The organism is Pedobacter sp. MC2016-15, assembly GCF_026239695.1.
Classification (GTDB): Bacteria; Bacteroidota; Bacteroidia; order Sphingobacteriales; family Sphingobacteriaceae; genus Pedobacter.
The window spans coordinates 317,359-331,080 of the sequence record NZ_JAPIVS010000006.1 but is presented as its reverse complement, the minus strand read 5'-3'; the positions used below and the strand labels follow the sequence as shown (position 1 = coordinate 331,080).

Genomic DNA, 13,722 nt, shown 5'->3' with positions numbered 1-13,722 from the left:
ATATGTTTAAGTTTTTCTCAGTAAATCCGGGATCTTCTTGTGGTTTCCTACGATCCAGACAATATCTTCATTTTCAAATACGAGGTTAGAGTCCGGGTTCAGTATCCTTTCGCCTCTGCGTTCTATACCCACCACAAGACCTTGTGTCTGCTCTCTGATTCCCGATTCACGGATGGTTTGTGCAAATACGGGAGATGAGCTGCTGATCACAATTTTTTGCAGCGTCATGTCCTTTTTAGGGAAGTACCCTTCATCATTTTCTTTTGTCGATCCGTTGAAAAGTTCCTTGATCGATGCCAGCTGGTCGTCCGTTCCGATCAGCATCACCTTGTCATTGGGATACAGACGTTCGTCTCTGTGAGGCGTAGGAATCATTCGCGTTCCACGTTCAATCAAGGCTATATTTACCCCGTATTTTTCCCTCACAGCGAGTTCTATCAATGATCTTCCTACGAGTTCTGACTCAGGAGATACGGTTAGTTCTGTTAAGTGGGCATCCCAGGGTAGAATTTCAGGTTGCTTGTTCTGTTCTTCCCTGGCATTCAGATTATAGAGGAAACGGTGTTCCATACGATCATAGAAGGCCTGTAGCTTTCTCGAGAAGATCGTCATGGCCAGTACAATCAGTACAAGTGCCACGAGGATAGAGGCCCAGGTGCTGTAAAACTGGTAAATCAGAAAACCTACGGCAAAAAGCGCCAGACTGATCCTCAGTACTTCGAGTGAGATCAACGGGCCGCGGGTGTATTTTTTGTTGAGCCATAAATGTGCATGTGCCTTGCGTTCTATCCTCCGGATAGCCAGTGCCCATAAGAAGGGAGCCATCACCACCAGTGAGATCACCAGACTGATAATAATACCGTGGTTTCCATTGATCAGGTGTTCTGTTACAAAGGGCTGCAGGTAACGCGAGCCGGCAAAGATGATTGCTATGAGTATCACGGAGTGAATAATCGTATTGAAAGTATAGGCCTTCAGCAACACCTTCCAGTCGCTCATTGTCGTTATTCCGGCAGTACTCGTACTGTACCTGCTGATGGCATCCACCCATTTTTGTGGCATCTTTCTTTCGAGGAACAGATAAAAGGGCTCCGAGGTTTTGATGAGGTAGGGAGTGGTAAAAGTAGTAATTGCCGACACGGCTACTGCAATAGGGTAAAGGAATTCGCTCGTTACCTTAAGTGAGGTGCCTAGTGTGGCAATGATAAAAGAGAACTCACCGATCTGCGCCAGACTCATCCCAGTCTGTACTGAAGTCTTCAGGGGCTGACCTGATACCAGTGCGCCCATTCCTGAGCTGAGGAACTTACCTGCAATAGTTGCCACCGTGATGATCACGATCGGAACGGCATATTTAACCAGAATCCCCGGATCAATCAGCATGCCGACAGATACAAAAAATACTGCTGCAAAAAGGTCCTTTACAGATTTTGTAAGATGTTCTATTTTCTCTGCCTGTGTCGTTTCTGCCAGCACTGATCCCATGATAAAGGCACCTAGAGCCGGGGAGAAGCCCACCTTAACGGCCAGCATCACCATCAGCAGACATAGCGCCAGAGATACAACCAGCATGGTCTCATCATTCATCAGCTTCTTGGTAGCCTTCAGGAACGATGGAACAAGGAAAATACCTCCGATAAACCAGAGGACAAGGAAGAAACACAGTTTCAAGATCGAGAAGACCATCTCCATACCCGCAAACTGCCTGCTTACGGCAAGTGTAGAAAGTAATACCAACAGTAATATCGCTACCAGATCTTCAACGATCAGTACGCCGAAAACCAGACCTGCAAATTTCTTATGTTTGACACCAAGCTCCTCGAAGGCCCTGATGATAATGGTTGTGGATGAAACGGATAAGATCCCGCCGAGGAAAATACAGTCCATCAAAGCCCAACCCATTAACTTACCGGCCACAAAGCCGATGAGCAGCATAAAGAACACCTCTACAACGGCGGTGATGGAAGCGGAGCCCCCAACTTTAACCAGTTTCTTGAAACTAAATTCAAGTCCGAGACTAAACAGGAGGAAAATTACTCCTATCTCTGCCCAGATATGTACACTTTCGTTATCGGTAACGGTAGGGAAAAAATGGATGTGCGGACCAACTAGCAGTCCGGCGAGAATATATCCCAGCACCAGAGGCTGGTTGATCTTTTTGAATAAGAGGGTAGTTACCCCCGCTGCCGCGAGTATTAAACCTAAGTCGGTTATTAAAACGGGTAAGTGTAGCATATAAAATAATCGCTGGTAAAAACTGATTATCGTAATATACTAAAAAATGGCGTTTCTCAATAAGAAAATGCTCTTTTCTTCCTTTAATGGTGTTTTGCGAAATACTTCAGGGTATCTTCCTGATCTCGTTGCAGCTGTAATTTCAGCGCCTCAAGACCGGTAAATTTTACATCATGTCTCAAAAACTCGTGGAAGTTCATCTTGATATACTGCCCGTAAATTTCCCTGTTAAAATTAAAGATGTTCACCTCAATATTCCGGGTCATCCCATTGATGGTAGGGCGCTGTCCGATATAGGCCATGGCCTGGTACGACTGATCTTCCATGTCTACCGTTACTGCATAAATTCCATCAGAAGGGATCAGTTTATAGGGCTGCTCAATAAAAATATTAGCTGTAGGAAAACCAATGGTACGTCCGATTTTATCACCCTTGATCACTGGGCCGTACAGAGAGAAAGGATAGCCCAGGTATTCTGCTGCTAAGCCAACCTGTCCGCTCAGCAGGGATTCCCTGATTTTGGTGGAGCTCACGGCTACATCATTGATATCCTGTTCCGCAATTTCTTCCACTTCATAGCCGTATGGCCCTGAAAAGGCGATAAGATCTTTCATCCCGCCGGTGCGGTCTTTTCCAAATCGGTGATCGTAACCGACAATAATCTGTTTGATCCCTATTGTATCAACGAGAATATTCTTGATATATTCCGAAGGACTAAGATTAGAGAAATCTCTTGTAAAAGGTGTGATGATCAGGTGATCTACACCCAGAGCAGCCAGGATTTCAGCCTTCTCCTCAATAGTGTTGATCATTTTCAGATCCTGGTTTTCAGGGTCAATGATCATCCTCGGATGAGGAAAAAAGGTCAGTATAACACTTTCTCCGCCTGTTTTGTGTGCAAGTTCACACAGCCTGTTGATGATCTTCTGGTGCCCGAAATGGACACCGTCAAAAGTACCTATAGTTGCAACGGCATTGTTCAGTCTCTTAAAATCGGACAGGTGATGATATATTTTCAAAATCTTTAGTTTTAATGCAAGGCATGGCGTTTAACCACTCCTCCCTTGATATCGGAAATCTGTTGCTGCACCACAAAGGCATCCGGATCGATCTGCCGGATTTCTGTCTGCAGTTTGCCCATTTCCAGTTTGGTCACTACTGTATATAAAATATCGATCTCTTTTTTCTCGGCATAACCGCCTTCACCTTTATATATGGTTACTCCGCGTTTCATGTCATTGATCAGGAACTGCTTGATCTCGTCTTTCTTCTCGGAAATGACAGTTACCCCGATATACTGCTCCAGTCCGTTGACCACAAAGTCGATCGTTTTTGAGGCCGACAGATAGGTGAGGATCGCGTACATCGCTGTTTCTGTGCCCAGGAATACTGCAGCGACGGCAAATATCATGACGTTTAAAATCAGGATAATATTACCTACCGTAAGCTGGCTGTTTTTACTGATATATAGGGCAAGAACTTCAGTTCCATCAATCACACATCCCCCGCGCATGGCAAGTCCGATGCCTCCACCAAGAAACAAACCGCCAAAAAAGGCGATCAGCAATCTGTCGTGAGTAATGGGCTGAAAGGGTATAATAATCAGGAAGGCCGCCAGAACAGCAATTGCACAGGCCGTCTTGATGGCAAAAGTTTTACCGATCTGCCTGAAACCCAGAATGACAAAAGGAATGTTTATAATAATAATGAGATAGGACAGTTTTAGTCCCGTCAATGTGCTGATCAATAACGAAATACCTGTCACTCCGCCATCGATAAAGCCGCTGGGCATGAGGAAACTCTTCAGTCCGAAACAGGCCGAGAAGATACCGCATGTGATCAGCAGAAGATCTCTGAGGAAACGCAGATATTTATTTGTTAAATGATTATGCATAGGATCAGGTGTTATCTGAAGGAGCTGTTCCTGCAGCTATACTTGCAGCGGCGTTTCTTTGGTTACGAAGATACTCAACGAGATCCTTTACTTCAAATGCATCTTCAAGCAGGAAATTTCCGCTGCGGGTACGGGTAAGCCTGGACAGGTAAGCGCCATTGTTCAGGTGTTTGCCGAAATCCGAAACGAGGGACCTGATATAAGTGCCTTTGCTGCAGACGATGCGGAAATCTACTTCAGGAAGGTCTATGCGCGTAATCTCAAATTCAGGAACACTCACAAAGCGCAGGCGTAGTTCCTGTTCTTCGCCTCTGCGGGCCTTTACATATAAACGCTCACCGTTTACTTTTACTGCTGAATGCGCCGGGGGGTATTGCTGTATGTCCCCGGTAAATGGGGCTGTTGCTGCATGGATTGCTTCTTCGGTAAGTCCATCCAGGGGAAACTCTGCATCTACGGTAGTTTCCAGATCAAATGATGGAGTAGTAGCTCCAAGGATCATCGTACCGGTATATTCTTTGTCTTCAGCCTGGAAAGTGTCGATTTGTTTGGTCAGCTTTCCTGTACAAAGGATCAGTAAGCCTGTAGCCAGCGGATCAAGCGTGCCCGCGTGGCCAACCTTTAACTTCAGTGGTTTTAAGGAGTTTCTGATTTTCCCTACTACATCAAAACTTGTCCACTCATAAGGTTTATTGATGAGTAACAATTCACCTTCGGCAAAATTGAAGGTTCTTTCCATTAATTTTTCTACGCTCAAAACTCTGATTTAATTAAGCGGCAAATTTACACAATTATATGATCTGCAGGTCATGCCCGCTATAGATAAGCAGGATAATGATTACCCCAGCGATAATTCTGTACCAGCCGAAAAGTTTAAAGCCATTTTTATTGAGGAAACCAATGAATGTTTTGATCGCCAGTAAGGCTACTACAAAGGCAATTACGTTGGCAAATAATAAGATCTGCATCTGATCGCCTGTAACCGTATTTCCGTCTTTATAGAAGTCGAGAAGTTTCTTTGCAGTGGCTGCAAACATCGTCGGTACTGCTAAGAAGAATGAGAATTCTGCAGCAGCTTTTCTGCTCAGTTTCTGGCTCATGCCGCCAACAATAGTGGCTGCCGACCTCGATGTTCCAGGGATCATAGCCAGGCACTGGAAGAAGCCAATCTTTAATGCTGTGCCATAACTGATGTCCTCTTCGTCCTGGATTTTGGCCTCACCGAACCATTTATCCACAAATAAAAGGATAAAGCCGCCGATCACGAGCGATATCGCGACGGTCATCGGGCTTTCCAGTAATTCATCGATCTTATCACTTAATAAGACACCGAATATTGCTGCCGGAATGAATGCCACAATAAGTTTATAATAGAACTCAAGGCTCCTGAAAAAACGTTTGAAGTATAAAACTACTACTGACAGGATAGCGCCGAGCTGGATCACAATCGTGAATAGTTTAACAAAAGGATCGGATGCGATCCCCATATAGGATGAGGCGAGGATCATGTGGCCGGTAGAGGATACGGGTAAAAACTCCGTTAGTCCCTCTATTACAGCGAGAATAATTGCTTGAATAAGATTCATGAAGGATTACTTTTTCAGAACTGCGTAGATACCAAAACCAAAACCAAAAAGCACTACCATAGGAGCGATCAGGGTTTTTCTAACATCGTAGATATCTGTTGTACCTATCATCAGTAAGAAACCAACAACTACGATTGCAATGCTGATCAGCAGCAGCTGATAATTCTTTTTGGTGAAAACCAGTTCATTTTTAGGGTCCTGATTTGCAGGTGTTGCTTTTTTCTCCATGATTATCTGTAAAGGTCGTAAATTTTTAAACGTAAGTAGCGGTTAACGGCAAAGGTGGTACTGATGGCGGTGATAAAAATACCCACACCTACCAGAAACAGCAGCACAATGCCAAATTCGGTATAATTTCTCAGTATAACGATTTCAGGAATTTCTTTCTGTGCGTAGAATAAAAGGCCAAGCAGGATGATCACGGCAATAAAAGAGGCGATCAGTCCGTGCAGCATAGCCACTAAAATGTAGGGTCTGCGGATGAAGTTCTTGGTAGCACCCACCAGCTGCATGCTCTTAATGATAAAGCGCTGCGAGAAAATTGCCAGCCTGATGGTGTTGTTGATCAGGGCAATAGAAATTACGAGTAAGATTGCAGCAAATGCAAGTACAATCAATCCGATGGTGTTGATGTTCTGGTTCACCATGTCAATCAGCGAGCTCTGGTAGATCACTTCTTTAACCACAGGGTTTTTGCTGATGTTGGCTTTCAGGGCATCAATGCTTTTGTTGTTGGCATAGTCCGCCTTCAGGTACACATCCACGGTAGATAACAGCGGGTTGTAACCCAGGAAATTCACGAAGTCTTCGCCGAGGTCCTGCGTCAGGTTTCTGGCGGCAAGCTCCTTGTTCACATACTGTGTTTGTTTCACCGCAGGATTGTCGTTCAGCTCTTTCTGAAATTGCAGTACGTCTGCTTCTTTAGCACCTTCATCCACAATAATGTTCAGTACAATATTCTCTTTCACATAGTTGGAAAGGTTTTTTGCATGCACCAGGATCAGGCCCAGCACACCCAGCATTAAGAGTACGAGTGTAATGCTGAATATAGTAGAAATGTATATTGTTTTCGTTTTCTTAGAAGCATCGCTAACTTCAAATTCTTCCATGGTATTGATTTATGTTCTGCGAAAATAAAAAAATATAAGCAATAAAATTAATTATATATGCCTTTTAAACGGTTAAACTCTATTGTATCGTATGTAATTGATGCTGAATCCAAATTCTTTTCATAACCTTTCTGAAACACCCTTTATTTAGTTATTTTCGCGCTGTAAATAAGGAATAGCTTAAATGGATTACCAATTTAAAGAAATAGAGCAAAAGTGGCAGCAGTATTGGGCGGAGCACCAAACGTTTAAGGCAGAGAATGATTCTGCAAAACCGAAATTTTATGTGCTGGATATGTTTCCTTACCCTTCAGGGGCAGGTTTACATGTGGGCCATCCACTGGGTTACATTGCCTCTGATATCTTTTCGAGATATAAAAGAATAAAAGGTTTTAACGTGCTGCACCCGATGGGCTATGACTCTTTCGGACTGCCGGCAGAGCAATATGCCATTCAAACCGGTCAGCACCCGGCATTAACCACCGAAGTAAATATCAATACCTACCGTCGTCAGCTTGACCAGATCGGGTTCTCGTTCGACTGGAGCCGTGAACTGCGTACCAGTGAGGCTGATTACTATAAATGGACGCAATGGATCTTTATGCAGCTGTTTAATTCATGGTATAACCTGGATACAGACAAAGCCGAAGATATCACTACGCTGATTGAAAAGTTCAACGCCTCCGGCAGTGCCGATGTAAGGGCTGTCTGTGATGAAGAAGTGAAAAGCTTCATGCCGAGCGACTGGGCGGCGATGACTGCTGAAGAAAAACAGGAAGAGTTGCTGAAATACCGTCTGACTTATCTGAGAGAAAGTACAGTGAACTGGTGCGCTGCACTGGGAACGGTACTGGCGAATGATGAAGTGAAAGAAGGGTATTCTGAGCGTGGCGGACATCCCGTGGAGCAAAAGAAGATGATGCAGTGGAGCATGCGTATTTCGGCCTATGCTGAGCGTTTGCTACAGGGACTAAACACGATCGACTGGCCGGAGCCGGTGAAAGAGATGCAGCGTAACTGGATCGGCAAGAGTGTGGGTGCCAGCGTACGTTTCAAAATTGAAGAAAGAGCAGGGGCTGAAGTGCCTGCAGACTATATAGAAGTGTTCACTACACGTGTGGATACGATTTTCGGTGTTTCTTACCTGGTGCTTGCACCTGAGCATGAGCTGGTTTCTTATGTAACTACTCCTGAGCAGTCTGAGGATATCAAAAATTATATCGCGCAGACAAAGAAAAAGTCTGAGCTGGACCGTATGGCAGATACAAAAACTGTCTCGGGAGCATTCACAGGAAGTTATGTGATCAACCCGGTGAGTGGTGAGCGTGTGCAGCTGTGGATCGCCGATTACGTACTTGCCGGTTATGGTACAGGAGCAGTAATGGGTGTGCCAAGTGGTGATCAGCGCGACTGGTTATTTGCGAAACATTTTGGCTTACCTGTAGTACAGATCCTGGACGGGCAGAAAGACATAGATGTGCAGGCAGATGCAACCAAGGAAGGTGTCTATATCAATTCTGGTTTTATCAACGGAATGACCTATACCGAAGCGATTCAGACACTCAACAGCTGGCTGGAAGAAATGAAAGTAGGAAAGGCGAAAGTCAACTACCGTATGCGCGATGCGATCTTTGGTCGCCAGCGTTACTGGGGAGAGCCTATTCCTGTATATTTCAAGGATGGCCTGCCTTACCTGATCAAAGAAGAAGAACTTCCTTTATTGTTACCTGAAATTGATAAGTACCTGCCTACAGAAACTGGTGAACCTCCTTTGGGAAGGGCCGAAAACTGGAGTTATGAGGATCAGTATACCTATGAGCTGAGTACAATGCCGGGATGGGCTGGCTCCAGCTGGTACTGGTACCGCTATATGGATGCGAAGAATAAAAATGCTTTCGCTTCAAAAGAAGCGATTGAATACTGGAAGGATGTGGATCTGTACATTGGCGGATCTGAACACGCTACAGGACACCTGTTGTACAGCCGTTTCTGGAATAAATTCCTGAAAGACCTTGGATATGTAAACGAAGAGGAGCCTTTCAAAAAACTGATCAACCAGGGAATGATCCAGGGCCGCAGTAATTTTGTGTACCGTGTGATCGAAGCTGACGGAAGGGCAACCAATACATTGGTTTCTTACGGACTGAAAGACCAGTACAAAACTTCTGCATTGCATGTAGATGTTAATATTGTGGACAATGAGGTGCTGAATATCGAGAAATTCAAACTGTTCAGACCTGAGTTTACTGAAGCCGAGTTTATCCTGGAGAACGGTAAGTATATCTGTGGGGTAGAGGTGGAGAAGATGTCGAAATCTAAATTCAACGTAGTAAACCCTGATGTGCTGATCAACAGCTATGGAGCGGATACGCTGAGGATGTACGAGATGTTCTTAGGTCCGCTGGAGCAAAGTAAACCATGGAACACAAATGGAATTGAAGGGGTGTTCAAGTTTTTACGTAAGTTCTGGAGATTGTTCCATAATGATGCCTGGGAATTTAACGTTAGTGACGCTGAACCAACAAAAGCTGAACTGAAAGCATTACACAAGATCATTAAAAAGGTGCAGGAAGATATTGAGCGTTTTTCTTTCAATACTTCCGTTTCCAGCTTTATGATTGCGGTAAATGAACTGACAGAGCTGAAATGTAATAAACGTGCGATCCTGCAGGATCTGGTGATCGTGCTTTCGCCATACGCACCGCACATCACAGAAGAGCTGTGGTCATTATTGGGTAACAAGGAAAGTTTATCCTTTGCAGATTACCCGGTATTTAACCCGTCCTATATGGTAGAAGATGAATTTAGTTACCCGGTTTCAGTAAATGGTAAAACAAGATTGAACCTGAACCTGAGCCTTACGCTGGAAGCTGCGGCGATCGAAGAGATCGTGCTTGCAGATGAGCAGGTGCAGAAATACCTTGACGGCAAAACACCGAAAAAGGTGATTGTGGTGAAGGGCCGGATTATTAATCTGGTAGTTTAAAAAAATAGAATTTCAAGAGCCACTATAATGTGGCTCTTGTTAAATGTTTTAGAGATAACTGCTTTAAAAAAGCAATGTTGGTCACCTCCTGGTGCAATTCTTTGGCTTTATCATCAAAATAGCGCAGCTGGATCATCAGCTCTGCATCCGGATGGGATTCAAATGCGGCGGCTTCTTCGGCAGTCATTCTTCCGCCCTGGAAACTGAGGGTTACTTTGCTGGCATCAGACAGCTTCTCATAATATTCCGGAAACTTATAGGTCAGGTATCGTTTCGCAATCACATGGCTTTGCACCAGCTGGGTAAGGCGATCTGAAAAACCTTTTTCTGACAGATACTCTGCACCCAGTTTTTCATGATCTACAGCGCCCATGCCATCCATGCTGGCTGCATCATCAGTAGCACAAAGGTGCCCGATATCATGGAAAAAGGCGGCCAGGATAACCTCATCATCATGTCCGCCTGCGACAGCAAGGGCGGCTGCCTGCGACATATGCTCCAGCTGTGAAACCGGCTCTCCGATATAATCTTCATCTCCATGTTTTTCATACAAGGCAAAGATTTCATTGACGATGATCTGTGCCTGTCTTGAGGGTGCTGACATATGAATTTGTTTTTGACAAAGGAAATCTCCCGATGTTAGGTTATTGTTATCAAACTGATATAAATGATATCTTAATGTTTACTTGTTTCAGTGTTAATAAACTACGGTTAGTATTGCTTCACATTAAATAAGCAATATATGCCTGTCAAACTCGTGGTTTTTGATCTTGCCGGTACTACGGTTAAAGACAATAATGATGTCAGCAAAGCCTTTCAGTCGGCCTTAAGCCAATACGGTTATGCTATCCCTCTGGAAGAGATCAATCCCATCATGGGTTATGAAAAAACGGAGGCAATCACCAGGATGTTGCATACGCACGAGCCGGACGCCTCAAAGATCACATCGCATCTGATCCTCGATATCCACCGCAAATTTGTGGCGGAAATGATTGATCATTACAGCTTCAGCGATTCAATTGAGACATTACCCCATGTAGAAGAGACCTTTTCCGCTTTGCGGGATATGGGTATACAGGTAGGGATCAACACCGGTTTCACCCGTGATATTGCCGAGGCTATTGTTAAACGATTACAATGGCGCGAAAAGGACCTGATTGATCATCTTGTGGGATCAGATGAAGTTCCTCAGGGACGTCCCTATCCCTATATGATTGAGAAAATGATGAAAGAAGGGGATATTGATGAAGCCACAGAGGTGGTGAAAGTTGGCGATACAGAAGTGGATATTCGCGAAGGACAAAATACAGGCTGCGGATTTGTAATCGCTGTCACTACCGGAGCGTTCAGCAGGGCCGCCTTGGAGCCTTACCATCCTACACACATTATCGATGATATAGCAGAGCTGCTGGAAATTATTAAAAATTAAGCAGATGCAACTGATCAGTCATCTCAGGGCGAAGGTTGCCAAATGGCCCTATGGCTTGCTCTCTGCAATGGCTGCACTCGCAGCTTTCGGAACATACACCTGTATGTATGCCTTCCGCAAGGCATTCGCTGCAGGAACGTATAGCGGGCAGCAGTATTTTCAGATCGACTATAAGGTATGGCTGGTGATCGCACAGGTCCTCGGTTATACCCTCAGCAAGTTTTACGGCATTCGCTTTATCGCGGAGCTGAAACCGGAAAACAGAGCGAAGAGCATCCTGATTCTGATAGGTATTTCCTGGCTGGCACTGCTGGGCTTCGCTATCATCCCGGCGCCCTGGAATATTTCCATGTTGTTTCTGAATGGTTTTCCGCTGGGAATGATCTGGGGACTGGTCTTCGGCTATCTTGAAGGCCGGAGATCCACGGAGTTTATGGCATCAGTGATGTCTATCAGCCTGATCTTTGCTTCGGGTTTTGTGAAAACCAGCGGCAGAACGTTAATGGATAACTTTTCTATCAATGAATATTTTATGCCTTTCTGCACCGGTGCATTGTTTGTGATTCCTCTGCTCTTTTTTGTAGGCTGCATGGAGCTGATACCGCCACCAACGCCAAAAGACAAAGAGCTGAGGGCGGAGCGGGTACCGATGTCTGCCAGCCAGCGAAAAGCTTTCTTTTTGCGTTTCCTGCCTGGAATTGTCCTCACGGTCATTATTTATGTGATGCTCACCATGATGCGGGATGTCAGGGATAACTTTGAGGTAGAGATTTGGACAGGACTGGGTATCAGAAGCAATACAATTTATACGCATATAGATACGCTGATCTCTGTGATTGTGCTGACGGGCATGAGCCTGCTGATCCTGATCCGGAAAAATCTGCTGGCTTTCAGTCTGATCCACATGATGATTATCGGTGGCTGTCTGCTCGCAGGTCTTTCTACGGTGATGTTTAACCTGCACCTGATTGACGCGGTAAGCTGGATGACTTTGGCCGGACTGGGGCTATACCTGGGATATGTGCCCTATAATGCGATCTTTTTTGAGCGCATGATTGCCTCATTTAACTACCGGAGCAACGTAGGTTTTGTGATGTACGTAGCTGATGCTATGGGATATTTGGGGAGTATTAGTATTTTGCTGATTAAAGAATTGCTGAAGCCTGGAATCAGCTGGGACGAGTTTTTTAAAGCTGGTCTGCTGATTTTGTCCCTGATAGGCGGGCTTGGCGGGATGCTGTCGCTCCTGTATTTTTTACAAACGGCGGCTAAAGAACAAAAAGATAAGCGTAAACTTAAATTTTATACTGCATGAGTAAGCGATCTGCCATAGTGATTGGCGCAGGGATAGTCGGACTGGCTACGGCCAGGGCACTGGCGATAAGGGATTACGAGGTAACCGTTTTTGAGCGTAATGAACGCGCTGTAGGTGCTTCGATCCGTAATTTCGGAATGATCTGGCCTATCGGGCAACCTGCAGGGCCATTATTTGAGCGGGCAATGCTGTCCAGAAGTATCTGGAAAGAAATCTGCGATGAAGCGGGTATCTGGTATGATGAAGTGGGTTCTCTGCACCTTGCCTATCACGATGATGAACTGCAGGTGATGAAAGAATACGTAGAAATTAACCAGTCGCTGCGCGACTGTAGTTTGCTCAGTATTGAGGAAACGCTGAAGAAGTCGCCCGCGGTAAATCCTGAAGGCCTGAAAGGTGCCTTATGGAGTGGTACAGAAATGATTGTGGAAGCCCGTGCAGCAATACATCAGGTGGCAGAGCACCTGACAGATAAGTATGACGTCACTTTTCACTGGAATACTGCCATCAGCCAGGTCTGGCATCCGGCGGTAATGTCTGGTCAGCAACATTGGGAGGCCGATGAAATCTATGTTTGCAGCGGGGCTGAATTTGAAACGCTTTACCCGGAACTGTTCAGGGCAGCGTCGATCAGCAAATGCAAGCTGCAGATGATGCGTATGGAGGCTCAGCCTGATGGCTGGCGCATCGGGCCATCGCTCTGCGGAGGCCTGTCTATGATCCATTATCCAGGCTTCCAGGCTGCAGCTTCCCTGCCGGCTTTGCGTACACGCTACGAGTTAGAATATGCCGAAGAGCTGAAAAGGGGGGTACATGTAATGGTATCTCAAAACCATAGCGGAGAGCTTACGGTAGGTGATTCTCATGAATACGGGCTGGTACATGACCCCTTTGATAAAGGTTTTATCAACGACATGATTCTGGATTACCTCAAGACTTTTACGAGCCTGAAAAGTAGCAAGCTGATCCAGACCTGGAACGGGATCTACCCGAAGATGCCAAACGGAAAAACGGAACTGGTGCTGGAAGTTGAACGAGGTGTGACCATCATCAATGGTCTCGGGGGAAACGGTATGACGCTTTCCTTCGGTTTATGTGAACAGATAATTGCAGCAAAAACAAACATTTTACTATAAATTCATATCCCGGTCACACCGGATACTTATTT

General features: G+C 45.2%; 12 protein-coding genes. 4 read left to right on the top strand and 8 right to left on the bottom strand.

Annotation, left to right across the window (positions count from 1 at the left end; genetic code table 11):
- Nucleotides 1-6 precede the first annotated feature (6 nt).
- The 7 genes from OQY15_RS18615 to OQY15_RS18585 all read right to left on the bottom strand — a co-directional run bounded on the left by OQY15_RS18615 (nucleotide 7) and on the right by OQY15_RS18585 (nucleotide 6,824).
- The gene (locus tag OQY15_RS18615) at nucleotides 7-2,235 is read right to left on the bottom strand and encodes a cation:proton antiporter (RefSeq protein ID WP_265793436.1); all 2,229 of its coding nucleotides are present in this window, start codon (nucleotides 2,233-2,235) and stop codon (nucleotides 7-9) included.
- Nucleotides 2,236-2,318: 83 nt separating this feature from the next.
- A complete protein-coding gene (locus tag OQY15_RS18610) occupies nucleotides 2,319-3,254 on the bottom strand; it encodes a bifunctional riboflavin kinase/FAD synthetase (protein ID WP_265793435.1) in 936 nt (311 codons plus the stop codon).
- A gap of 11 nt (nucleotides 3,255-3,265) precedes the next feature.
- On the bottom strand, nucleotides 3,266-4,129 hold the full coding sequence (locus OQY15_RS18605) for a YitT family protein (RefSeq protein ID WP_265793434.1): 864 nt from the start codon (nucleotides 4,127-4,129) through the stop codon (nucleotides 3,266-3,268).
- A gap of 4 nt (nucleotides 4,130-4,133) precedes the next feature.
- Nucleotides 4,134-4,868 (bottom strand): tRNA pseudouridine(55) synthase TruB, encoded by a 735-nt coding sequence (truB, locus tag OQY15_RS18600; protein WP_265793433.1) that lies wholly within the window; start codon nucleotides 4,866-4,868, stop codon nucleotides 4,134-4,136.
- 52 nt (nucleotides 4,869-4,920) lie between these two features.
- Entirely contained in the window at nucleotides 4,921-5,715 is a 795-nt protein-coding gene (locus tag OQY15_RS18595; RefSeq protein WP_265793432.1) for an undecaprenyl-diphosphate phosphatase, read from the bottom strand.
- A 6-nt stretch (nucleotides 5,716-5,721) separates the two neighbouring features.
- Nucleotides 5,722-5,946, bottom strand: a complete 225-nt coding sequence (locus OQY15_RS18590; protein WP_265793461.1) for a DUF3098 domain-containing protein — start codon at nucleotides 5,944-5,946, stop codon at nucleotides 5,722-5,724.
- On the bottom strand, nucleotides 5,946-6,824 hold the full coding sequence (locus OQY15_RS18585; RefSeq protein WP_265793431.1) for a permease-like cell division protein FtsX: 879 nt from the start codon (nucleotides 6,822-6,824) through the stop codon (nucleotides 5,946-5,948). Before OQY15_RS18585 ends, OQY15_RS18590 begins: the two co-directional genes overlap by 1 nt.
- Nucleotides 6,825-7,008: 184 nt before the next feature.
- Between OQY15_RS18585 and leuS the strand changes: the two genes are divergently transcribed.
- Nucleotides 7,009-9,810 (top strand): leucine--tRNA ligase, encoded by a 2,802-nt coding sequence (leuS, locus tag OQY15_RS18580; protein ID WP_265793430.1) that lies wholly within the window; start codon nucleotides 7,009-7,011, stop codon nucleotides 9,808-9,810.
- A 22-nt stretch (nucleotides 9,811-9,832) separates the two neighbouring features.
- Here leuS and OQY15_RS18575 read toward each other — a convergent pair whose 3' ends face one another.
- Nucleotides 9,833-10,414, bottom strand: a complete 582-nt coding sequence (locus OQY15_RS18575) for an HDIG domain-containing metalloprotein (RefSeq protein WP_265793429.1) — start codon at nucleotides 10,412-10,414, stop codon at nucleotides 9,833-9,835.
- Between the two features lie 138 nt (nucleotides 10,415-10,552).
- Here OQY15_RS18575 and OQY15_RS18570 point away from each other — a divergent pair, with 138 nt between their 5' ends.
- From OQY15_RS18570 to OQY15_RS18560, 3 genes are read left to right on the top strand one after another with little or no spacing between them, the layout of a single operon-like run.
- On the top strand, nucleotides 10,553-11,239 hold the full coding sequence (locus OQY15_RS18570; RefSeq protein ID WP_265793428.1) for an HAD-IA family hydrolase: 687 nt from the start codon (nucleotides 10,553-10,555) through the stop codon (nucleotides 11,237-11,239).
- A 4-nt stretch (nucleotides 11,240-11,243) separates the two neighbouring features.
- The gene (locus OQY15_RS18565) at nucleotides 11,244-12,554 is read left to right on the top strand and encodes a DUF5690 family protein (protein WP_265793427.1); all 1,311 of its coding nucleotides are present in this window, start codon (nucleotides 11,244-11,246) and stop codon (nucleotides 12,552-12,554) included.
- The gene (locus OQY15_RS18560; RefSeq protein ID WP_265793426.1) at nucleotides 12,551-13,690 is read left to right on the top strand and encodes a TIGR03364 family FAD-dependent oxidoreductase; all 1,140 of its coding nucleotides are present in this window, start codon (nucleotides 12,551-12,553) and stop codon (nucleotides 13,688-13,690) included. The genes OQY15_RS18565 and OQY15_RS18560 overlap by 4 nt, the downstream gene beginning before the upstream one ends.
- Nucleotides 13,691-13,722: the final 32 nt, after the last annotated feature.